The organism is Mumia xiangluensis (assembly GCF_010994095.1).
Taxonomy (GTDB): domain Bacteria; phylum Actinomycetota; class Actinomycetes; order Propionibacteriales; family Nocardioidaceae; genus Mumia; species Mumia xiangluensis.
On record NZ_WJYO01000001.1, the window covers coordinates 948,151 to 969,856 of the forward strand.

Annotated in this window: 24 protein-coding genes; 15 read left to right on the forward strand and 9 right to left on the reverse strand. The window is 71.0% G+C overall.

The genetic code is table 11. The features are described 5' to 3' along the window. Positions 1–49: 49 nt before the first annotated feature. Positions 50–2,317 (reverse strand): transglycosylase domain-containing protein, encoded by a 2,268-nt coding sequence (locus GH747_RS04280; RefSeq protein WP_149768277.1) that lies wholly within the window; start codon positions 2,315–2,317, stop codon positions 50–52. A gap of 161 nt (positions 2,318–2,478) precedes the next feature. Here GH747_RS04280 and GH747_RS04285 point away from each other — a divergent pair, with 161 nt between their 5' ends. Beyond that, positions 2,479–2,775: a WhiB family transcriptional regulator gene (locus GH747_RS04285; RefSeq protein WP_149768278.1), complete on the forward strand. Its 297-nt coding sequence runs from the start codon at positions 2,479–2,481 to the stop codon at positions 2,773–2,775. A 107-nt stretch (positions 2,776–2,882) separates the two neighbouring features. Here GH747_RS04285 and bagB read toward each other — a convergent pair whose 3' ends face one another. Then, positions 2,883–4,094, reverse strand: coding sequence for an ArsA family ATPase (bagB, locus tag GH747_RS04290; RefSeq protein WP_149768279.1), 1,212 nt, complete (start codon positions 4,092–4,094; stop codon positions 2,883–2,885). Beyond that, positions 4,091–5,062 (reverse strand): ATPase BagA, encoded by a 972-nt coding sequence (gene bagA, locus GH747_RS04295; protein ID WP_194842880.1) that lies wholly within the window; start codon positions 5,060–5,062, stop codon positions 4,091–4,093. Before bagA ends, bagB begins: the two co-directional genes overlap by 4 nt. 51 nt (positions 5,063–5,113) lie before the next feature. On the opposite strand from bagA, the gene GH747_RS04300 reads away from it, so the two are divergent. The 4 genes from GH747_RS04300 to GH747_RS04315 are packed head-to-tail and all read left to right on the forward strand — an operon-like array spanning position 5,114 to position 7,351. Next, on the forward strand, positions 5,114–5,275 hold the full coding sequence (locus GH747_RS04300; RefSeq protein WP_149768280.1) for a Sp36 family protein: 162 nt from the start codon (positions 5,114–5,116) through the stop codon (positions 5,273–5,275). Beyond that, positions 5,275–5,742 carry a RidA family protein gene (locus tag GH747_RS04305; RefSeq protein ID WP_149768281.1) on the forward strand — a complete coding sequence of 156 codons (468 nt, stop codon included), beginning with the start codon at positions 5,275–5,277 and terminating at the stop codon, positions 5,740–5,742. The genes GH747_RS04300 and GH747_RS04305 overlap by 1 nt, the downstream gene beginning before the upstream one ends. Then, complete coding sequence (locus tag GH747_RS04310) at positions 5,739–6,554, forward strand: NUDIX hydrolase (protein ID WP_149768282.1); 816 nt, start codon at positions 5,739–5,741, stop codon at positions 6,552–6,554. The genes GH747_RS04305 and GH747_RS04310 overlap by 4 nt, the downstream gene beginning before the upstream one ends. Further along, complete coding sequence (locus GH747_RS04315; protein WP_228552767.1) at positions 6,551–7,351, forward strand: MBL fold metallo-hydrolase; 801 nt, start codon at positions 6,551–6,553, stop codon at positions 7,349–7,351. Before GH747_RS04310 ends, GH747_RS04315 begins: the two co-directional genes overlap by 4 nt. A gap of 116 nt (positions 7,352–7,467) precedes the next feature. Here the strand turns inward: GH747_RS04315 and GH747_RS04320 are convergent, their stop codons facing one another. Next, on the reverse strand, positions 7,468–8,385 hold the full coding sequence (locus GH747_RS04320) for a hypothetical protein (protein ID WP_153816613.1): 918 nt from the start codon (positions 8,383–8,385) through the stop codon (positions 7,468–7,470). 188 nt (positions 8,386–8,573) lie between these two features. After that, on the reverse strand, positions 8,574–9,251 hold the full coding sequence (locus tag GH747_RS04325; RefSeq protein WP_149768285.1) for a Crp/Fnr family transcriptional regulator: 678 nt from the start codon (positions 9,249–9,251) through the stop codon (positions 8,574–8,576). 111 nt (positions 9,252–9,362) lie between these two features. On the opposite strand from GH747_RS04325, the gene nth reads away from it, so the two are divergent. The 6 genes from nth to GH747_RS04355 all read left to right on the forward strand — a co-directional run bounded on the left by nth (position 9,363) and on the right by GH747_RS04355 (position 14,119). Further along, entirely contained in the window at positions 9,363–10,133 is a 771-nt protein-coding gene (gene nth / locus GH747_RS04330) for an endonuclease III (RefSeq protein ID WP_149768286.1), read from the forward strand. Continuing rightward, positions 10,130–10,807 carry a TlpA disulfide reductase family protein gene (locus tag GH747_RS04335; RefSeq protein ID WP_149768287.1) on the forward strand — a complete coding sequence of 226 codons (678 nt, stop codon included), beginning with the start codon at positions 10,130–10,132 and terminating at the stop codon, positions 10,805–10,807. The genes nth and GH747_RS04335 overlap by 4 nt, the downstream gene beginning before the upstream one ends. A 10-nt stretch (positions 10,808–10,817) precedes the next feature. Further along, positions 10,818–11,540, forward strand: a complete 723-nt coding sequence (locus tag GH747_RS04340; protein ID WP_149768288.1) for an NUDIX hydrolase — start codon at positions 10,818–10,820, stop codon at positions 11,538–11,540. Continuing rightward, positions 11,537–12,709 (forward strand): MarP family serine protease, encoded by a 1,173-nt coding sequence (locus GH747_RS04345; protein ID WP_149768289.1) that lies wholly within the window; start codon positions 11,537–11,539, stop codon positions 12,707–12,709. The genes GH747_RS04340 and GH747_RS04345 overlap by 4 nt, the downstream gene beginning before the upstream one ends. A 110-nt stretch (positions 12,710–12,819) precedes the next feature. After that, positions 12,820–13,269: a hypothetical protein gene (locus GH747_RS04350; RefSeq protein ID WP_149768290.1), complete on the forward strand. Its 450-nt coding sequence runs from the start codon at positions 12,820–12,822 to the stop codon at positions 13,267–13,269. A 28-nt stretch (positions 13,270–13,297) separates the two neighbouring features. Continuing rightward, entirely contained in the window at positions 13,298–14,119 is an 822-nt protein-coding gene (locus GH747_RS04355; protein WP_149768291.1) for a hypothetical protein, read from the forward strand. On the opposite strand, the gene GH747_RS04360 is transcribed toward GH747_RS04355, so the two are convergent. Both GH747_RS04360 and acs read right to left on the reverse strand, forming a co-directional pair. Further along, on the reverse strand, positions 14,109–14,621 hold the full coding sequence (locus tag GH747_RS04360) for a phage holin family protein (RefSeq protein ID WP_149768292.1): 513 nt from the start codon (positions 14,619–14,621) through the stop codon (positions 14,109–14,111). The genes GH747_RS04355 and GH747_RS04360 overlap by 11 nt on opposite strands. Before the next feature lie 165 nt (positions 14,622–14,786). Continuing rightward, on the reverse strand, positions 14,787–16,757 hold the full coding sequence (gene acs, locus GH747_RS04365) for an acetate--CoA ligase (RefSeq protein ID WP_149768293.1): 1,971 nt from the start codon (positions 16,755–16,757) through the stop codon (positions 14,787–14,789). Between the two features lie 360 nt (positions 16,758–17,117). Here acs and GH747_RS04370 point away from each other — a divergent pair, with 360 nt between their 5' ends. Further along, positions 17,118–17,471, forward strand: a complete 354-nt coding sequence (locus GH747_RS04370) for a hypothetical protein (RefSeq protein ID WP_149768294.1) — start codon at positions 17,118–17,120, stop codon at positions 17,469–17,471. A 155-nt stretch (positions 17,472–17,626) separates the two neighbouring features. Here the strand turns inward: GH747_RS04370 and GH747_RS04375 are convergent, their stop codons facing one another. Then, complete coding sequence (locus GH747_RS04375; RefSeq protein WP_149768295.1) at positions 17,627–18,187, reverse strand: TetR/AcrR family transcriptional regulator C-terminal domain-containing protein; 561 nt, start codon at positions 18,185–18,187, stop codon at positions 17,627–17,629. Between the two features lie 36 nt (positions 18,188–18,223). Here GH747_RS04375 and GH747_RS04380 point away from each other — a divergent pair, with 36 nt between their 5' ends. The 3 genes from GH747_RS04380 to GH747_RS04390 are packed head-to-tail and all read left to right on the forward strand — an operon-like array spanning position 18,224 to position 20,213. Then, positions 18,224–18,886: a biotin transporter BioY gene (locus GH747_RS04380; RefSeq protein ID WP_228552768.1), complete on the forward strand. Its 663-nt coding sequence runs from the start codon at positions 18,224–18,226 to the stop codon at positions 18,884–18,886. 2 nt (positions 18,887–18,888) lie between these two features. Further along, a complete protein-coding gene (locus GH747_RS04385; RefSeq protein WP_149768296.1) occupies positions 18,889–19,602 on the forward strand; it encodes an energy-coupling factor ABC transporter ATP-binding protein in 714 nt (237 codons plus the stop codon). Further along, positions 19,599–20,213: an energy-coupling factor transporter transmembrane component T family protein gene (locus GH747_RS04390; protein WP_149768297.1), complete on the forward strand. Its 615-nt coding sequence runs from the start codon at positions 19,599–19,601 to the stop codon at positions 20,211–20,213. Before GH747_RS04385 ends, GH747_RS04390 begins: the two co-directional genes overlap by 4 nt. A 17-nt stretch (positions 20,214–20,230) precedes the next feature. Here the strand turns inward: GH747_RS04390 and GH747_RS04395 are convergent, their stop codons facing one another. Beyond that, positions 20,231–21,688 carry a GuaB1 family IMP dehydrogenase-related protein gene (locus GH747_RS04395; RefSeq protein ID WP_149768298.1) on the reverse strand — a complete coding sequence of 486 codons (1,458 nt, stop codon included), beginning with the start codon at positions 21,686–21,688 and terminating at the stop codon, positions 20,231–20,233. Positions 21,689–21,706 lie beyond the last annotated feature (18 nt).

Sequence of the window (21,706 nt, forward strand, 5' to 3'; positions counted from 1 at the left end):
AGTCGAAACCCACGGTCTCGACTCGCTTCGCTCTCAGTCTCGGCTCGGATCAGCCGCGGCCGCCTCCGCCGCCGTTGCCACCACCGTTGCCGCCGCCGTTGCCACCGCCGCCGGCGGGGCCTGCGCCTCCGCCGTCGTTGCCGCCGCCACCGCCACCGTTGCCGCCGCCGCCGCCACCGCCACCGCGGCCGGGGCGGTCGTCACCGCCGCCACCCTTCTTCTTCTTGGGCTCCTTCTTCGGCGCGAGCGGCGTGTCGGACGGCGCCGCGCCCAGGCTGCCCGGGGTGGAGAAGTTGGCGTACGGCAGGTCGTCCATGATCGCGCGCATCGTGTCGGCCCACATCGGGCCGGCCAGCGAGGAGCCGCCGACGGCGCTGAAGGAGATGTATTCACCGTTCAGGCTCTGGCCGGCCAGGGTCTTCCAGTGACCCTCCTTGTTGGCGCCGGCGATCATCGACGAGGTCACGAGCTTGGGGGTGTAGCCCATGTACCAGACAGCGCGGTTGCTCTGCGTGGTGCCGGTCTTGGCTGCGGACGGCTTGTCGAGTGCGAGCGCCGCACCGAAGCCGCCGGGCGACTGGACGCCCCGCAGGATCTGGTTGACGGAGTCGGCCGCTGCCTCGGACATCACGCGTGTGCAGTCGGGCTTGTAGTCCTTGACCGTCTCGCCGGCGTTGTCGGTGATCAGCGTGATCGGCATCGGCTTGCAGTACTTGCCACGGGCCGGGAATGTCGCGTACGCGGCCGACATGTCGAGCGGGCTGACGTCGATCGTGCCGAGCGTGAACGACGGGTAGGTGTCGTCGATGTCCGGCACGGGGATGCCCATCTTCGCGGCCATCTTGGTGGTCGCGCACAGGCCCACGAGGCGCTCGAGCTGCGCGAAGTAGGTGTTGACCGACTTCTGGAGGCCGTTGGTCATCGTGAACGCGCCGGCGCCGGTCGAGTTGCTCAGCTGCCAGGATCCGGCGCCCTGGCCGTCGCACTGGGAGAAGCCGCTGATGTTCATCGACTGCGGCGAGTTGAAGAACGTCCGCGTCGGGTAGCCCTTGTTCAGTGCTGCCGCGGCCGTGAACGCCTTGAAGGTCGAGCCCGCCTGGAAGCCGTTGGCGCCACCGAGAGACTTGGGCACGGTGTAGTTGATGTAGGTCTGGCCGGCCTTCTTGTCGTTGCCCATCGGCCGCGACTGCGACAGGGCGCGGACGGCGCCGCTGCCCGGGACGACGAGCGCCTGCGCGCCGATCGCGTTGTCGGTCGGTGCCACGCGACCGTGGACCGCCTTGTCCGCGGCGCGCTGGAACTTCGGCTCCAGCGTGGTCTTGATCGTGAGCCCGCCGGTCTCCAGCGTGTGGAGACGCTCGTCCCTGTCCTTGCCGAGCGACTTGTCCTGCAGCAGGTAGCGCTGGACGTAGTCGCAGAAGAACGGCGCCTTGGTGCTCACACACCCGTTGGCGAAGCGCGTGATCTTGAGGCCGAGCGGCTGCGTGACGGCCTTGGCCGCGGTCGCGCGCGAGATCAGGCCCTGGGCCTCCATCGCCGACAGCACGATGTTGCGACGGCGGAGTGCGTTCTCGGGGTAGGTCACCGGGTCGTACTCGACGGGGTTCTTCACCAGCCCGGCGAGCGTGGCGGCCTGCGTGACGTTGAGGTCGGCGGCGTCGACGGAGAAGTAGTGCTTGGCGGCCGCGCTGACGCCGTACGCGCCGTCGCCGAAGTAGGAGATGTTGAGGTAGTTCTCGAGGATCTGCTGCTTGCTGTGCTTCTCCTCGTACGACATCGCGTACTTGAGCTCACGGATCTTGCGGGCCGGCGTCACCTCGGTGGCCGCACGGCGCTCCTCGGGGGTGGCAGCCTGCTGGATCAGGATGTTCTTGACGAGCTGCTGCGTGAGCGACGAGCCGCCCTGGGTCTGCCCGGCGGTCGCGTTGTTGACCAGCGCTCGCACGGTGCCCTTGAAGTCGAGCGCGCCGTGCTCGAAGAACCGCGCGTCCTCGATGGAGACCACGGCCTGCTGCATGAGCGGCGAGATCTTCGACAGGGGGACGTCCTGGCGGTTCTGGGAGTAGAAGTACGTGATGAGCGACCCGTCGGAGGCGAGCACCTTGGAACGCTGGGGGATCGGGGTCTCGCGCAGCTCGAGCGGCAGCTCGTCGAATCCGCGCGCCATGCTGTTGGACGTGACGCCCACGAAGGCGGCGACCGGGATCGCGAGCCCGGCGACGAGCACACCAGCAAACAGGCTGAGCAGCGCCATGGAGCCGATCGCCCGCGCCGCCCCCATGCCTTCTTCGTCGCGTCGACGGGGCCCCAGAATCATGGGCCCCAGGGTACGGGAGTCCGGGCCCGGCACCAAGAAATAGTTCGAAAGGACTATGGCGAACCATCCCTAGGGGCCTAGTCGATTGCCTGCGACACAGTCAGGCTAGGTGTATCACCGATCGCTTCATCGGTGATGACTTCTCGGGGAAGGTGTACGTGATGACCTGGAACGAATCATGGACCACAGTGGCCGCATGCAAGGAATCCCAGGACGCGTTGTTCGTCAAGGGCGCGGAGCAGAACCGCGCCAAGCAGATGTGCCGCTCGTGCCCGGTCAAGGTCGAGTGCCTCGCTGAGGCGCTGGACAACGACATCGAGTGGGGCATCTGGGGCGGGATGACCGAGCGCGAGCGCCGTGCGCTCCTGCGCCGTCGCCCCAACGTCACGTCCTGGCGTTCGCTGCTCGAGACGGCTCGCGCCAGCGAGGACGGAGCCGACGGCCGCGTCGCCGTCTGACGCGCCGCCCGCGCACGCTCGCGCCCCACACCCGCCGGAGCACCAGCGCCCCACACCCGCTGGTCGAGTAGCCCGGAGCGCCAGCGGAGGGCGTATCGAGACCCCGGTCACACCCGGCTTGATGCCGCGGCGAGGCGTTCGCCGACCTCCGCGAGGCCGTCGAGGTCGTGCACGTCGGTCGCCAGCGACGCCAGCTCGACCCGGCGTACGCGCGGGTGCGCCGCGGCGAAGCCCTTCACGACGCGCCTCTCGCGCTCGGCGACGCGCTCGGCCCGTGCATGCACCTCCAAGAGGGAGGCGACGACCAGGTCGTCGGCGGTCGGTCGCGTACGCCCGCGGAGCCGGCGCGCGGCCCCGTGAGCGTCGTCGCCGTCCAGGGCGAAGGCCGGCACCGTCATCCGGTTGACCACGAGACCCGCCAGCGGCATCGCGTCCTGGCTGAGCCGCTCCACGAAGTAGGAGGCCTCCCGCATCGCGTCGGGTTCCGGGGACGCGATGACCAGGAACGCGGTCCCCTGGTCCTGAAGCAGTGCGAACGTCGCCTCGGCCCGTTGCCGGAACCCGCCGAACAAGGTGTCGAACGCCGCCACGAACGTCTGGACGTCGGTGAGGACCTGCGCCCCGAGCACCTTGTTGAGCGCCGACGTGATCATCCCGAACCCTGCTGAGAACAGCCGTGCCGGTCCACGTGCGGGCGCGAGGAGCAGCCGGATGAGCCGGCCGTCGAGCAGCGACGAGAGGCGTTCGGGCGCGTCCAGGAAGTCGAGCGCCGACCGTGAGGGCGGTGTGTCCACCACGATGAGGTCCCAGCGCCGTCCGTCGGCGCCGTCGGCGACGGCTTCGGCGTGGAGCTGGCCGAGCTTCTCCATCGCCATGTACTCCTGCGTCCCCGCGAACGAGCTCGACAGGGCCACGTAGAACGGGTTGCCGAGGATCTGCGCCGCCTTCTCCGGCGAGGCGTGGGCGACGACGACCTCGTCGAAGGTCCGCTTCATGTCGAGCATCATCGCGTCGAGAGAGCCCCCGTCGGCCCCCGCGCCGGCAACCGGACGAGGGACGTTGTCGAGCGCGGTCAGCCCCAGCGACTGAGCGAGCCGGCGCGCCGGGTCGATCGTCAGGACGCAGACCTTGCGTCCGCGCTCGGCCGCACGCAGCGCGAGCGCGGCGGACGTGGTCGTCTTGCCGACACCTCCGGCACCGCAGCAGACGACGATCTCGATGGTGGGGTCGTCGATGATCGCGTCGACGTCGAGCACGGTCGCCGCATCGGCGGTCGTGGAGCCGCCGACCTGACGCGACCGCGTACGGCTCCGGCTCATCGGACCCCGCCTTCCACGAGGCGCCCGCCCAGGTCGTACAGGCCGCCGAGGTCGACGCCGTCCTCCAGGTGCGGGAGCTCGACGACGGGTGCGCCCGCCTCGGTCAGCACGGCGCGCTGGTGGGACTGCAGGCGCTGGCGCGCGACGTGCGCGTGGCCCTCGAGGAGCAGGCCCTCGGCCGCGGACGGACCGAGCTCGTCCTCGACCCGCGCCAGGCTCTTCGCGACGGCGGCCGGCGTGAGTGCGCCGGAGGCGACGCGTTCGGCGGCGGCATCGTCCAACGGGGAGGGCAGGACCTGGTTGACGATCACGTGCCCGACCCCGAGGGTGGCGGCGTTCAGGTCGTTGATCGCGTCCATCGTCTCCTGCACGGGCATCTCCTCGAGCAGCGTGACGAGGTGCACGGCGGTGCGCTGCGACCGCATCATCGTCATGATCGAGTCGGCCTGGCGGCGTACGGGTCCGACCTTCGCGAGGCCCGCGACCTCCTCGTTGACGTTGAGGAACCGCGTGATCCGGCCGGTCGGCGGAGCATCGAGCACGACCGCGTCATAGGTGTAGGCGCCGGCCTCATCGCGGCGGCGTACGGCCTCGTAGACCTTGCCGGTCAGCAGCACGTCGCGGACCCCCGGCGCGATCGTCGTCGCGAAGTCGATCACCCCGAACCGGTCGAGCGCCTTGCCCGCGCGGCCCAGCCGGTAGAACATCGCGAGGTACTCGAGGAGCGCCTCCTCGGCGTCGATCGCGAGCGCGTAGACCGCGCCGTCATCGGTGGCAGCCACCTGCCGCTCCTCGTACGGCAGGGGCGGGACGTCGAAGAGCTGGGCGATGCCCTGCCTGCCCTCGACCTCGCACAGCAGCACGGTGCGACCTTGGGCGGCCAGGCCGAGCGCGAGCGCGGCGGCGACGGTGCTCTTGCCCGTCCCGCCCTTGCCTGTCACGACGTGGAGTCGCTTCTCGCCAGCCACGATGTCGAGCGTAGAGGGTGGGTCGTGAGCAGGTACGGATACAGTCGATCCATGACGCAGTGGGAGTATCTGACAGCACCGGTCCTCGTGCACTCGACGAAGGCGATCCTCGACAACTTCGGTCGGGATGGCTGGGAGCTCGTGCAGATCGTGCCGGGAATGAACCCCGAGAACCTCGTGGCGTACTTCAAGCGCCCGGTCGAGGGATCCTGATGTCGACCCCGGCGGAGAACCTCGCCGCGCTCGGTCTGACCCTGCCGGAGGTCGTACCCCCCGTCGCGGCCTACCTGCCCGCGGTGCGCACCGGGTCGTACGTCTACACGTCCGGGCAGCTGCCGATGCGTGACGGCGCGCTCATCAGCACCGGCAAGGTCGGTGCGGACGTCACCGCCGAGGAGGCCCAGGAGTGCGCCCGCCTGTGCGCGCTCAACGCGCTGGCCGCCGTCGCCTCGCTGGTCGACGGTGACCTCACGCGCGTCGCGCGGGTCGTCAAGGCCGTCGTCTTCGTCGCCAGCACGCCCGACTTCACCGGCCAGCCCACGGTCGCCAACGGCGCCAGCGAGCTCCTCGGAGCCGTGTTCGGCGACGCAGGCGTCCACGCCCGCAGCGCCGTCGGCGTCAGCGTGCTGCCGCTCGACGCACCAGTGGAGGTCGAGGTCATCGTCGAGCTGACGGCATGACGATGCGCGTGCCGATGCCGCCGTCGATCGCCGAGCACGCCGGTCGGCAGGCTGAGGCGTCGACGCCGCGCGATGCTGCGACGGTCGTGCTCCTGCGCGACGGCGCCGAGGGCGTCGAAGCGTATCTCCTGCGGCGGCAGCGGTCGATGGCGTTCGCGCCCGGCATGTACGTCTTCCCCGGCGGTGGCGTGGATCCTCGCGACTCCGACACCGACGTCGCGTGGGCGGGACCGGCACCGCAGGAGTGGGCCGACAGGTGGGGCTGCTCGACCGACGTGGCTCGTGCACTGGTGTGCGCGGCGGTGCGCGAGACGTACGAGGAGTCCGGCGTCCTGCTCGCCGGCCCCGACGCCGAGACGGTCGTCGGCGACACCAGCGGCGCTGACTGGCAGGCCGACCGCCTGGCGCTGGAGGCGCACACGCTCGCGTTCTCCGACTTCCTGCGCCGTCGGTCCCTCGTGCTGCGTACCGACCTGCTCGGCGCGTGGGCCCACTGGATCACGCCCGGCTTCGAGCCGCGGCGCTTCGACACCCGGTTCTTCGTCGCCGTGCTGCCGCGGGGACAGCGGGTCGGCCACCTCGCCTCCGAGGCGGACCACGCCTCGTGGATGCCTTTGAGCGCCGCGCTCGCGTCCGTGGACGCCGGCGACATGGCGATGCTGCCTCCGACATCGGTCACGTGCCGCGAGCTGGCGGCGCTCCCGTCGGCGGCCTCCGCGCTCGAGGTGGCGCCGACACGGCGTATCGTGCCGGTCGAGCCCCGGCTGGTCGAGGTCGACGGCACCTACTACCTGGAGACGGAGCTGCCGTGACGGAACGGTTCGACGGTGGGGTCGTCAGCGAGTGGGCCAGCTGCGTCCGCGAGGACAACCCGGGGCACATGACGCTCGACGGGACCAACACGTGGATCCTGCGGGCACCGGACGAGCAGGGGCGCGCGTCCGGAGCACGCTCGATCGTGGTCGACCCGGGTGAGCTCGACGAGCCCCACCTGCGTCGCGTGCTCGAGATGGCCGCGCCCGTGGCGGTCGTGCTGCTGACGCATCGCCACCACGACCACACCGAGGGTGCCGAGCGGTTCGCCGAGCTCGCGGCTGCCCCCGTACGCGCGGTCGACCCGGCACTGTGCCTCGACGCGGACCCGCTGGTCGACGGCGAGACGATCGAGGTCGACGGCGTCCGGCTCGAGGTGCTGGCGTCGCCGGGACACACCACCGACTCGGTCTCGTTCCTGCTCCGCGACGACGCCGCGCTGCTGTCGGGTGACACGGTCTTGGGGCGCGGGACGACGGTCGTCGCGCATCCCGACGGCGCGCTCGGCCCGTACCTCGACTCCCTGCGCACGCTGCGTGCGGCGGTCGACTCGGTCGAGGGCACCGTGCGGCTGTATCCGGGGCACGGACCGGTCCTGGCGGATGCTGGGGCCGTCATCGACGGCTACCTCGCGCACCGTGAGGAGCGCCTGACCCAGGTGCGCGAGGCGCTGGACGCCGGCGCGGAGTCGGCCGACGACGTCGTACGCACCGTGTATGCGGACGTGGATCCGATCCTGTGGCCGGCCGCGACCCTGTCGGTGCGGGCGCAGCTCGAGTACCTCCGCACCACCTGACCGCTCGCGAGTCACCCTTCCCCGCTCGCGAGTCACCCTTCCCCGCTCGCGAGTCACCGTTCCGTGCCCGCGAGTCACCCTTCCCCGCTCGCGAGTCACCGTTCCGTGCCCGCGAGTCACCATGTCCGCGGGCGTGGTGACATGCCGAGCAGCGTGCCGAGCTCGTACTCGAACGCGGGATCGGTCCCGAAGATGCGTTCGCGCGTGCCGATCACGAAGCGCCAGCCGTACCGGCGCTCGAAGTAGCCGCGCCGCTCGCTGTCGTGATCCGTGTCGTCGTCGGTCGTGTGGTGCTCGCGACCGTCGTACTCGCTCGCGATCAGCAAGTGGCGGTATCCGAGGTCGAAGTAGCGGTCGCGGCCCCACTCGTCGAGCACATGGATCTGTGTCTTCGGACGCGGGAAGCCGGCGTCGATCACCCGCAGCCTCTGCCACGACTCTCCCGGCGACGCTGCTCCCGGATCGATCAGGCCGACGAGTTCTCGGGCCTGCGGTGCTCCACGGAACCCGTTGAGCGCCATCACGTAGTCGTACAGGTGGGCCGGCTCGTACAACTCCGCTCGCAGCATCCCGTCGGCGGCAGCGAGTGCGTACGGTCGCCACATCCTGCGCAGCAGGTCCGAGGCCGTACGGACCGGCGTCGTGACGAGGATCCCCTCGAACTCGGTGACGTCCGTGTCCGGGAGGATCGCCTGGCGACAGGAGACGCCCGGGGCTCGCACGCGACTCTGCCCGTGGGGCACGACCAGCGTCGGTGTCAGGAGGTGGCGATCGCTGGGCCGGAAGGAGTCGACTCCCCACAGCCAGGAGGCGAAGCAGTCACTGACGATCGCGTGCGGCGGGGTGACGAGGCGTACGGCGCGGAGCCGGAGGATCCGGGTGTCAGGGACGGCCGCGTCAACGTACACGTGCTTGAAGACCGGTCGAACACGCTTCTCGTTGATCGCTCGACGCAACGCGTGATCGCTCGAGAAGCCGACCGCGGCGTAGTCACGGCTGAAGAAGGGGCGTCCTTCGTTGAGGGGATCGGGCATCCGCCCATCGAAGCGTCGACGCCACCATCGCCGTGCGCGCCGTCCACAGGGACGCCGGAGGTTCCCGCATCCACAGGCCGCGACTCGCGGGGCGGGAGCCGCGACTCGCGGGGCGGGGGCCGCGACTCGCGAGGCGGGAGCGGTGACTCGCGAGGCGGGAGCGGTGACTCGCGAGCGGGAAAGGGGGGCTAGCGGGCGCGCTTGGAGAGGCGGTCGGGCTCGATGATGACGACCGAGCGCGGCTCGAGGCGGAGCCAACCGCGCATCGCGAAGTCGGCGAGCGCCTTGTTGACGGTCTCGCGGGAGGCGCCGACCAGCTGGGCGAGCTCCTCCTGAGTGAGGTCGTGGTGCACGTGGATGCCGTCGTCAGCCTTGCGGCCGAAGCGCTGCGACAGGTCGATCAGCGCCTTCGCGACGCGGCCCGGGACGTCGGAGAAGACGAGGTCGGCGACGACGTCGTTGGTGCGACGCAGACGCGACGCGAGCTGGCCGAGGAGGGCCCGCGAGACGTTGGGGTGGTCGTTGAGCCACTTGGTGAGGTCGTCGTGGCTCAGGCTCGTGAGCTCCGAGTCGGTCACCGCGGTCGCGGTCGCCGAGCGCGGGCCCGGGTCGAACAGTGAGAGCTCACCGAACATCTGGCCGGGGCCGAGGATCGCGAGGAGGTTCTCACGGCCGTCAGCCGAGCTGCGCCCGAGCTTGATCTTGCCGTCGGCGACGATGTAGAGCTGGTCGCCTTCGTCGCCCTCGTGGAACAGCACGTCTCCGCGCCGCAGGCGCGTCGACGACATCTGCGAGCCGAGCGACTCGGCAGCCTCGTCGTCGAGGCCCGAGAAGAGCGGTGCCTGCCGAAGTACGTCGTTGTCCACGGGTTCTCCTTGACCAAAGAAATAGTCACGCACGTCCAGTGTCCCTCATCCGGCCAACTCGGCGCCACCGACAGCGCCCTGCGTGTCCCCCGCGCCCCGTACGCTGGCTGCGTGCCGAAGACCACCGCCGGGCGCCCGTCCACCCCCCGCCGCAAGAAGCCCGCACTCCCCGAGGTTCCCGCTCCGGAGACGTCGGACGTGCGGCGCGCCCGCAAGATCGACCGCGTGCTCGCCGAGACCTACCCTGACGCCGACATCGAGCTGGACTTCGACGACGCCTTCCAGCTGCTCGTCGTCACCGTCCTCTCGGCGCAGACGACCGACCGCCGGGTCAACAGCATCCGGCCTGCCCTGTTCTCGCGCTACCCGGACGCGCGTGCGCTCGCCGAGGCCGAGCCGGCCGTGGTCGAGGAGATCATCAAGCCCACCGGCTTCTTCCGTGCCAAGACCGAGCGCATCATCGCGCTCGCCACGGCGCTGGTGGACAACTTCGACGGCGAGGTGCCGCCGCGGATGGACGACCTCACGACCCTTCCCGGGGTGGGACGCAAGACGGCCAACGTCGTGCTCGGCAACGGCTTCGGCATCCCCGGGTTCCCGGTCGACACCCACGTCCAGCGCGTCGGCAGGCGCCTCGGGCTGCTCGACGCTGCTGCGCTCAAGGATCCGGTGCGTGCCGAGATGGTCCTCGACCGCCTCATCGCCAAGAAGGACTGGACGCTCGCCAGCCAGCGGCTGATCTGGCACGGCCGGCGCTGCTGCCACGCGACCAAGCCGGCGTGCGGTGCGTGCTCGATCGCGCGGTGGTGCCCGTCGTACGGCGAGGGCCCGACCGATCCCGAGGTGGCGGCGAAGCTCCTCCGGACGGAGGGGCGGGCATGAGTCGTACGCCCGTGCCCGGCGCGGGTCGTGCCGGTGCACGGCGGCGCCTGGCGCTGCCCGTCCTGCTCCTCGGCGCTGTCCTGGCGCTGACCGCCTGCGGCGGCGACGACCTGGTGCCTGCCGACGGAGGAGGCCCGACGTCCGACGCCGCTGGCTCAAGCGTGGTCGACACCCCTGAGCTGCGGGCGCTGAAGGCCGACGCCGGCATCGAGGACTGCCCGCGGACGAGTCGACGGGGCGCGGTCGAGGGCGGCCTGCCGGGCGTCTATCTCGAGTGCCTCGGCGGAGGCGCGCCGGTCAGCCTGCCGGGTCTGCCCGCAACTCCGACGGTGATCAACGTCTGGGCAACGTGGTGCGGGCCGTGCCGCGACGAGCTCCCGCACCTCGCCCGGCTCCATGCCGAGGCCGGCGACGAGCTGGCAGTGCTCGGCATCAACTTCCGCGACCCCGACCCTGCGGGCGCGCTGGAGCTCGCGAAGGAGACCGGCGTGACCTATCCGCTGGTCTCCGACCCCGAGCAGTCCGTCGCCAAGGACCTCGGTGTCGTCGGCCTGCCGCAGACGGTGTTCGTGGATGCGGCCGGCGAGGTCGTCGCCACCGAGCGGGTTCCGATCACGTCGTACGATCAGCTGCGGTCGCTGGTCAAGGAACACCTCGGCGTCGACCTGGCATGAGGAGGTCCTGATGGCGTACGACCGTGAGCTGGTCGCCGACGACGCCCTGCCCGACTGGCTGCGCCCTGTCGCGGAGGTCGGCCGTCGCATCGACAGCCCGCGCTTCCTGTCGCCGTCGATGCCGGAGGCACCGGCGACCGCGCGGCCTGCAGCGGTCCTGGTGCTGTTCGGCGAGGGCGAGTCCGGCCCCGACCTGCTGCTCACCGAGCGCGCGCACGCGATGCGTTCCCATGCCGGGCAGATCGCGTTCCCGGGGGGCGCGACCGACCCGGAGGACGGCGGCCCCGTGGCGACCGCGCTGCGCGAGGCCGAGGAAGAGGTCGGCCTCGACCCGGACGGGGTCGACGTGTTCGCATCGCTGCCGCGGCTGTGGCTCCCTCCGAGCAACTTCGCCGTGACGCCGGTCCTGGGGTGGTGGCGACGACCGTCCCCGGTGGGCGCGGTCGATCCGGCCGAGGTCGAGACCGTATTCCGCAGCCCGGTCGACGAGCTCACCGACCCGGCCAACCGCTTCTCCGTCTCGCACCCGTCGGGCTGGCTCGGACCCGGGTTCGCCGTCAACGGCGACCTCATCCTGTGGGGTTTCACCGCCGGCATCGTGTCGCGCCTGTTCCGCGCCGCGGGTTGGGAGCGCCCGTGGGACACCGACCGAATCGTGCCCTACCCCGGCTCTGCGCGCGACCCGCTCGTCGAGGAGATCGAGACCGACGCCGCCCGCGGACGACGCCGATGACCCTCGTCGACGTCGTCGTGGTGGTCGTCGTCATCTCGTACGCCGTCCTGGGCTATCTCCGCGGGTTCGTCGCCGGCGCTGCCGCGATGCTCGGTCTGCTGGCAGGCGGCGTCGTCGGACTCGTCGTGGCACCGCTGGTGCTCAGCCGCGTCGACCACGGGATCGGCCGCTCGCTGCTCGCGGTCGTGATCGTGCTGGTCATCGCGTCGGCCGGTCAGGCGATCGGCGCGCACCTCGGCAACGGTCTCCGCGAGCGCGTGACCCACCCGCCGGCACGTTCGCTCGACGCCGCCGGAGGGGTGGTGCTGAGTGCGACGGCCGCGCTGGTGGTCTGCTGGGCGCTCGGCTACGCGATCTCGGGTTCGCAGCTCCCGGGCGCGTCGACCGCGGTCCGGGGCTCCACGACGCTGGCAGCGGTCGACGCCGTGATGCCGCAGGGTGTCCGCTCGGCGCTGCACTCGTTCGACACGGTGGTCGACGCGACGCTCTTCCCGCGCTACCTCGAGCCCTTCGCCGACGAGACGATCGAGCCGGTCGAGGCCCCCGACCAGGCTGTGCTCGCGCGACCGGAGGTGCAGGCGGCGCGCCGCAGCGTCGCTCGCATCACCGGGTACGCCGAGTGTGACCGCGGCATCGAAGGCTCAGGTTTCGTCTTCGCCCCCGAGCGGGTGATGACGAACGCGCACGTGGTCGCGGGCGTCGACGACCCGACGGTCACCGTGCGCGGCAAGAAGCTCGATGCGCGCGTCGTCTACTACGACCCCTCCCTCGACGTCGCCGTGCTGGAGGTGCCGGGGCTGCGCGCACGTGCGCTGTCGTTCGACCCCGAGGCCGAGCCGAGGGAGAGCGCGGCCGTGCTCGGCTTCCCCGAGAACGGGCCCTTCGACGCGCGTGCGGCGCGCATCCGATCGCAGCAGCGCCTGCGGAGCCCCGACATCTACGGCACCGCCGAGGTGGTTCGCGAGGTCTACTCGCTGCGGGCGCTCGTCCGGTCCGGCAACTCCGGCGGCCCGGTGATCTCCGAGCAGGGTCGCGTCCTCGGTGTCGTCTTCGCGGCGTCGATCTCGGACTCGTCCACGGGCTACGCGCTCACCGCGGACCAGGTCGGCGACGCGGCCCGAGCGGGCGCGAAGGCCGACGACACGGTCAACACCGGCAGCTGTGCGTGACGACGGTGTGAGTGCAGCCACATCCTCGCGGGCCTCCTGGGACGCGGATTTCGTTCCTGCCGACAGTCACCGCAATAATGGCGCGGTCCGTCCGTCGCCGAAGGAGTCCTGTGAAGCCCCGCCTGCTCGCTGCCGCTGTCCTCCTGATGCTGAGCGTCTCTGCGTGCGGCGGCGAGAACACCGACGGCGATGCCCCAGACGAGTCCTCGCAGTCGACCCAGTCGACCAAGGTGGGATCCCTCGGGTCCAAGGAGGCCGACAAGATCGCCACCGAGTCCGCCTCCCGCATCGTCGTGCTGTGGGCGCGCCCCGACGTGAAGATCGAGGACTGGGCGGCTGAGCTGCGACCCGCGATGTCCACCGTCGGCGTCTCGACGCTGTCGTTCATGGATCCGTCGATCCTCGAGCCCGCGAAGCCGGAGGGCGATGCACGGGTGCTGAGCGGGTCCGACGCCCACGCCCGCGTCGCGGTGCCGACGACCGCCGGCGAGTACCTCGTCACGATGAGTCGCGACGCCAGTGGCACCGCGTGGCTGGTGGACCGCGTCGTCAGCCCGTGACGGCCCCGGCGCGCAATAGGCTGCGGCCATGCGTGCCGTCGTCTCCTGCCTGATCGGGATCCTCTCCCTCGTCGCGACCGCGGTCGCGCTGCCCGGTCTGTGGTTCGAGCGGAACGTCGTCAGCGAGTCGGGGTTCGTGGAGCTCGCCGGACCCCTGGGTGATGATCCAGAGTTCCGCGAGGCGCTCGCCGACACCGTCGCGGACGGCGTCATCGCCCGCGCGGGTCTCGACGGTGTCGCCGGACGGGTCGCCGAACCCGTCGTGCACAGCGTCGCCGACTCGATGACGGACCTTCCGGGCTTCAGCGCGGCATGGACGCAGGCCAACGTCCTCACCCACCGCATCAACGTCACTGACATCCCTCCTGCGGAGCTCGACGGGCGCCTCGGGGTCGACCTGACGCCGATGGTCGACCTGGTCGTGGGCACGGTCAACGACCGGCTCGGCACCCAGCTGAGCGCACCAGGCGACCTGGTGGTCGCGGTCGGCACGCCGGAGCAGCGTGACCGGCTCGACCGGGTGAGGGAGTGGTCCTCCTGGTCGTTGCCGCTGCTCGTGATCGGCGTCGCTCTCGCAGTCGTCAGCATCCTGATCGCCCGCCGGCGCCTCACCGCGCTCGCGTGGCTGGGTGGCGGCCTGATCGCCGTCGCTGTCGCGGAGGCCGTGGTCGTCATCACCGGCGGGGACTGGCTCGTCGGTGAGGTCGCCAGTCGTACGGGCTATGGCCAGGCGCTCGCCGAGCGCCTCCACGACGCCGCCCTGGCGTCGTTCGGGACGTGGCTGATCGCCGTCGGTGTGGCGGGAGCGTTGGCCGTGATCGTCGGGTTGGTGGCGCGGATCAGGGCTTGACGTGCTTGCCGGCGCCCTGCTTGGCGGCGGTGACGGATGCGGTCGCCGACGGGGGCAGGGTGATCTCCGTGCCGGCGTCGCTGTGTCCCTTGAGGGCCGCGGGGATCTCCTGGACGGTCGCGATCGTCTTCTCGGGTGCCTTGATCCGCTTGAGGAACCGGATCCCGAGGAGCGCGCAGATCAGGACGACCAGGATCCACACGCCGGTCATGACCAGGAAGCCCCAGGTGAACGCGAGCGGGACCGCGCGGTCGAAGATCCAGGCGAAGAAGAACCCGCCGGCCATCGACAGCATCGTGATCACGAACAGCAGCAGCACGGCGACCGCGACGAGGAGACCGGCACCCACCGCACCCGACTTCGCGCTGACACGCAGCTCGGACTTCGCCAGCGCGATCTCGCTGCGCACCAGCGTCGACATGTCGCGGCTGATGTCGGAGACGAGCCGGCCGATGGTGGGCTCGGCGTCGTCCGCGGGTCCTGTGGCTCCTGGGTGTGACATCACGACTCCTCGGCGCTGCAGTGCGGTCGGCACGAGCCTAGGGGATCGGGCCTCGCCGAGGTGATCGGCCCGCCGTGCGCGCGGGGCCGGACGTCATCCGGACGGTGGGTCGGAACCCTGGACGCGGATGACGTCCGACACCGCCGCGAGCGCGGCGCGGGCTGGTCAGTCCTCGGAGGAGGAGTCCATCCCGGTCTTGATCTGGTCCATCACGCCGGAGTCGGCGAGCGTGGTCACGTCGCCGACCTGGCGGTTCTCGGCGACGTCGCGGAGCAGGCGGCGCATGATCTTGCCCGATCGGGTCTTGGGCAGCTCGGCCACCACCATGATCGACTTCGGCTTCGCGATCGCCCCGATCTCCTTCGCGACGTGCGCGCGCAGGTCGGCGACGATCTCCTCACCGCCGTCGCCTGCCGACTCGCGCAGGATGACGAAGGCGACGACCGCCTGACCCGTTGTGTCGTCGGCGGCCCCCACGACCGCCGCCTCGGCGACCTTCGGGTGCGACACCAGGGCCGACTCGATCTCGGTCGTCGACAGCCGGTGGCCGGACACGTTCATCACGTCGTCGACCCGGCCGAGGAGCCAGATGTCGCCGTCCTCGTCCTTCTTGGCGCCGTCGCCGGCGAAGTAGATCCCCTCGAAGCGCGACCAGTACGTGTCGATGAACCGCTGGTCGTCACCCCACAGGGTGCGCAGCATCGACGGCCACGGCTCGGTGAGGACGAGGTAGCCGCCCGACCCGTTCGGGACCGGCTCGGCCTCGTCGTTGACGACGTCGGCGCTGATGCCGGGGATCGGCGTCATCGCTGAGCCGGGCTTGGCGGCGGTCACGCCCGGGAGCGGGGAGATCATGATCGCGCCGGTCTCGGTCTGCCACCACGTGTCGACGACGGGCGTACGGCCGCCGCCGATCGTCTCGCGGTACCAGACGTACGCCTCGGGGTTGATCGGCTCGCCAACCGAGCCGAGGACGCGCAGGGTCGACAGGTCGTACTCGGCGGGGATCTCGGCGCCCCACTTCATGAACGTGCGGATCGCCGTCGGCGCGGTGTAGAAGATCGTGACGCCGTAATTCTGGATGATCTCCCACCAGCGGCCCTTGTGCGGGCTGTCGGGCGTCCCCTCGTACAGGACCTGCGTCGCGCCGTTGGCCAGCGGTCCGTACACGATGTAGGAGTGGCCGGTGACCCAGCCGATGTCGGCGGTGCACCAGTAGACGTCGGTCTCGGGCTTGAGGTCGAAGACCGCCGAGTGCGTCCACGCCGCCTGCGTCAGGTAGCCGCCGGTGGTGTGCAGGATGCCCTTCGGCTTGCCCGTCGTGCCGGACGTGTACATGACGTACAGCGGGTGCTCGGCAGGGAACGCCTTGGGCTTGTGGTCGGTGGAGGACTCGTCGACGACCTCGTGCCACCAGACGTCGACGTCGGTGTTCCAGGCGACGTCCTGGCCGGTACGGCGCACGACGAGGACGTTCTCGACCAGACCGGACTGCTCGGCCTCGACCTTGGCGACGGCCTCGTCGACCGCCGGCTTGAGCGCGGACGGTGCGCCGCGTCGGTAGCCACCGTCGGCGGTGATGACGAGCTTGGCGCCGCAGTCGACGATGCGGCTCGCCAGCGCGTCGGCGGAGAAGCCGCCGAACACGACGGTGTGGACGGCGCCGATGCGGGCGCACGCGAGCATCGAGACCACGGCCTCGGGGATCATCGGCATGTAGATCGCGACGCGGTCGCCGGCCTCGACGCCGAGCTCCTCGATCGCGTTCGCCGCCTTGCTCACCTCGTCCTGCAGCTCGGCGTACGTGAGGGTCCGGGTGTCGTCCGCGGGCTCGCCGACCCAGTGGAACGCGACCTTGTCGCCCCGGCCTGCCTCGACGTGGCGGTCGACGCAGTTGTACGAGGCGTTCAGCGTGCCGTCGGCGAACCACTTCGCGAACGGTGGCGTGGACCAGTCCAGGACTTCGGTGAACGGCTTGTCCCAGTCGAGCCTCCGCGCAGCGTCCGCCCAGAAGGCGAGCCGGTCCTCGGACGCGACCGCGTACGTCTCGGCCGTCGCGTTGGCGTTCGCCGCGAGGTCGGCGGGTGGCTCGAAGCGGCGGTTCTCGTGCAACAGGTTGGACAGCGACTTTCCCACGGCACTTCCTCTGGTCTCGACAGCGTTCCGCCGACCATTGTGCCCCCGGTCACACCTGGCGCTCGCGTCGGTGCATCGGTGTTCGACAAACGGCACCGATCCTGCGACCGGCGGCGGGTGCGTACGGCGTCCGCGCGGCAGTCGAGCGGGCTCGGGCGCTTGTGACCGGGTTCACGGGCGGGGCGGCGGAACCGCGCTGTTACCTTCCTGAAATCTCAGCGATCGGCGGATCTTCACGTGACCTACGTCACGGGGAGGGCAGGGGTAGGACGGCGGCGTGCGGGGGGCTAGGATGACGCGCACCGGGGGCGGTAGAACAACATGGTCGTTCGGGCGACCCACGACGAAGAAGAGAGCAACGTGACCGCGTATCCCGGTTGGCAGATCATCCACGAGGCCACCACGAAGGGCCCTTCGTCCATGCGGCGCATCGTGATCTTCAGCCATCGTGGCGGCGCGCGCCTGCGACTGACGAGCGACTACCGCGGCGACGTCGCGACGACCGTCGCCGAGGCCTGGTCCTCCATCGGCTGGGTCGAGGCCCACCGCAACGTCGACAACCAGCTGTTCCGCAGCAGCACGCCCAACGAGGCTGCTCTCGTCGACACCCTCGATCGTCTCCTCATCGAGGTCTTCCGGCTCGCGAGCCAGATCGTCGTGGGGCCGACCCCGACGCCTGCCGCGACGTCGGCGTTCAGCGAGATGATGCGCTAGCTCGACCCACTGGTTGAGCGAGCGGAGCCGACCCTCCGCTGGTTGAGCGAGCCGAGCCGACCCTCCGCTGGTTGAGCGAGCGGAGCCGACCCTCCGCTGGTTGAGCGAGCCGAGCCGACCCTCCGCTGGTTGAGCGAGCGGAGCGAGTCGAAACCTCACACCCCGACCGGCGACGCTGCCCTGAGCCCGGAGACGATCAGCCCGAGCCCGAGGTCGAAGGACTCCGCCGACCCGATCGAGCCGTCGTACTCGATCGCGCCCGTCGCGCTCGCCTGCTCGTGCATCTGACGCGCAGAGGCGTGCCCGAGGACGAAGAGCATGATCGTCCGGGCGCCCGAGACCGCGACGTCCTCCTCGAAGCCCGCGAGCGCAGCGCTCAGCCGCTGCTCGGGCTCGTGTGCGCCCAGGCCGAAGGCTGACGCCGTCGCGACCACCTCGGCGCCGTCGCGGACGGCGAGCATCGCCGTACGGAACTCGTCGCACAGCGCCGCCACACGCTCGTCCCACGGGCCGGCCGGCTCTTCGCGTCGTCCGCGGGCCAGGATCTCGTCGGCCATCAACGCCAGCAGGGTCTGCTTGTTCGGGACGTGGTGGTAGAGGGCGCTCGGCTGCACCTCGAGCTCTGCGGCGACCCGGCGCATCGACAGGAACTCGAGCCCGTGGGTGTCGAGCACGCGGAGTGCTCCGTCGACGACGTCATGGAGGCGGTTGGCCATGCGCGCATCCTATCGGCTAGCCTGAACGCCGTTCAGGTGAACACCGTTCAGGAGACGATCATGACGCTCGACGCGCAACCCGACGCCCGGCCTGCCGCCGGTCCCGACGCCCGGCCCGCCACGACAGCCACGAAGCGTCGCGGTTTCTCGACCACCGACCTCGCCCTCATCGCGGCCTTCGCCGCCCTCATCTCGGCCTGCGCCTACATCGGCGCGATCCCCGTCGGCTCTGCCGGCGTACCGATCACGCTGCAGACCTTCGCCGTGATGCTCACCGGCTGCCTTCTCGGCCCGGCCCGCGGGTTCGCCGCGGTGTCGCTCTACCTCGCGCTCGGCGCGATCGGCCTGCCGGTCTTCGCCGAGCACTCGTCCGGGCTCGGCGCGTTCACCGGGGTGAGCGCCGGCTACCTGATCAGCTTCCCGTTCGCGGCGGCGCTCGGCGGCTTCCTCGTCAAGTACGTCGCCGGGCCGACGCGCAAGACGCGTGCGGTGTGGGTGTTCGCGTGCTCGATCACGGCCAGCATCCTGGTGATCCACCCGATGGGCATCATCGGCATGATGCTGCACCAGGACGTCTCGTTCCTCACTGCCGCGAGCTGGGACACCCCGTTCTGGCTGGGTGACCTGGTCAAGACGACGTTCGTCGCGATCATCGCCGCCGAGGTGCACCGGGCCTTCCCGAAGCTGCTCCACCCCTGACCGTGCCCACCCTCACCTTCGACGCCGCCGGCGTCACCGTCGACACGCCCCACGGTCCCAAGGTCGTCCTCGAGCCCACGACGCTCGAGCTGACCGAGCGACGCGTCGGCGTCGTCGGCGCCAACGGCTCCGGCAAGTCCACCCTGGCCCGCCTCGTCAACGGTCTCGTGACCGCCACGACGGGGCGGGTCGTCGTGGACGGCGTCGACGTCTCCAAGGACCCCTCACGCGTACGCCGTCGCGTCGGGTTCGTGTTCACCGATCCCGCCGCGCAGGTGGTGATGCCGACGTGCGTCGAGGACGTCGAGCTCTCGCTGCGCCGGCACGTCAAGGGCGCGACCGCTCGTCGGGCACGAGCGATCGAGATGCTGGCGTCATTCGGGCTGGCCGACCTCGCCGACACCAGCGTCCATGCGCTCTCGGGCGGGCAGCGCCAGATGCTCGCGCTCGCCGGGGTGCTCGCGGTGGAGCCCTCCGTCGTCGTCGCCGACGAGCCGACGACCCTCCTCGACCTCGCCAACACCCGCCGCGTCGGCGACGTCCTGCTCGGGCTCGAGCAGCAGCTCGTGCTCGTCACCCACGACCTCGACCTCGCACGACGGTGCGACCGCGTGCTGGTTGTCGAGGACGGGCGGATCCGGTACGACGGCGCGCCCGACGCCGCCGTCGACGACTACGTGGCGTCCGTCGAGGCGCGCGAGGGCGCCGGGCTGTGAGCACGCCGCAGCTCGTCGGCAGCTACCAGCCCGGCGACTCCCTGGTGCACCGGCTCCCCGTCGGGGTGAAGGTCAGCACCCTGGCGGTGTTCAGCCTCTGCGTCGTCGCCGTCCGCAGCATGCCCGCGTCGTGGGTGTTCCTCGCCCTCGCGCTCGGAGCCGCCCTGCTCGCGCGCGTCTCGGTCACCGCGCTCGCCCGGGCGGCCCGCGGCGTGCTTCTCGTGGCGGTCGTCGTCGCAGCGTTCCAGTGGTGGCTCAAAGGACCCGACCGGGCGATCGAGACGGTGGTGGACCTCTTCGCGCTGGCTCTCGTCGCCGTCGTGCTGACGGCAACGACCCCGGTCAACGCGATGCTCGACGCGTTGGTCCGCTGGATCACGCCGTTCCGCCGCCTCGGGGCCGAACCGGACCGCGTCGCGCTCACCGTCGGGCTCGCCGTCCAGGCCATCCCGGGCACGATCGCGATCGCGGTCGAGACCCGGGACGCGGCGCGGGCGCGTGGCCTCGAGCGCCGGCCCCGGGCGTACCTCTCACCGTTCGTCATCCGTGTCGTCGCGCGCGCCCAGGAGACCGGCGACGCCCTCGCGGCGCGCGGCCTCGGCGACGACTGACGCGCGACCCGACGTCGTCACCAGCTCGCGTGCAGCGGGCGCCCCTCCTCGTACCCGGCGGTGCTCTGCAGCCCGACCACGGCACGCTCGGCGAACTCGGGGATCGACCGCGCGCCGGCGTACGTCGCCGAGGAGCGCACGCCCGCGATGATCTGGTCGACCAAGTCCTCGACGCCCGGGCGCTCGCGGTCGAGGTACATCCGGGAGCTGCTGATGCCCTCCTCGAACAGCGCCATGCGCGCCCGCTCGAAGCCGGCCGCGTCACGGGTCCGGTTGGAGACGGCGCGGGCGGACGCCATGCCGAACGACTCCTTGTACGCGCGGCCGTCCGCGCCGATGCGGAGGTCGCCGGGGCTCTCGTAGGTGCCGGCCAGCCACGAGCCGATCATCACGCTCGCGCCACCGGCGGCGAGGGCGAGCGCGACGTCGCGCGGGTAGCGCACGCCGCCGTCGGCCCACACCGTCCCGCCGAGCTCGGCTGCTGCGGTCGAGCACTCCAGCACCGCCGAGAACTGCGGGCGCCCGACGCCGGTCATCATGCGGGTCGTGCACATCGCGCCGGGACCCACACCGACCTTGGCGACGTCGGCGCCGGCCTCGAGCAGGTCGCGCGTGCCGTCGGCGGACACCACGTTGCCGGCGACGATGGGGACGCGGCGACCGGTCTCGGCCTCGTACGCGTCGCGCTCGGCCACGACCAGCGGCAGCGCCTGCAGCATCTTGGCCTGGTGGCCGTGCGCGGTGTCGACCACCAGCACGTCGACGCCCATCGCGAGGAGCTCCTTGGCCTTGCCGCTGACGTCGCCGTTGATGCCGATCGCGGCACCGATCACGAGGCGGCCCTGCGGGTCGAGCGCGGGTGTGTAGAGCGTGGAGCGCAGCGCCCCCTTCTTCGTCGCGACGCCGACGAGGACGCCGTCCTCGAGCACCGGCGCGTACGACAGGTGACGCTCGCTGAGGGCGTCGAAGATCGCGCGAGGCTCGTCGGCGACGTCGAGCGCGAGGACGTCGGAGCTCATCACCTCGTGGACCTGCGCGAAGCGGTCGATCTCGGCACCGTCGTGCTCGGTGACGACTCCGACGGGCTTGTCGCCGTCCACGACCAGGATCGCGCCGTGGGCGCGCTTCGGGAGGAGGCTGAGCGCCTCGCCGACGGTCGTGTCAGGGGTGACGGACACCGGCGTGTCGTACACGGGGTGCGCCGCCTTGACCTGCGTGACGGACCGGGCGACGACGTCGAGCGGGATGTCCTGCGGGATCACAGCGATGCCACCACGCCGCGCCAGCGTCTCGGCCATCCGGCGTCCCGACACGGCCGTCATGTTGGCGGCGACGATCGGGATCGTCGTGCCGATGCCGTCGGGCGTCGTGAGGTCGACATCGAAGCGCGAGATCACGTCGGAGCGTGACGGCACCATGAAGACGTCGCTGTAGGTCAGGTCGCCCGACGGCTGCAGGTCGTTGAGGAATCGCACCCCTCCAGCCTACTGATC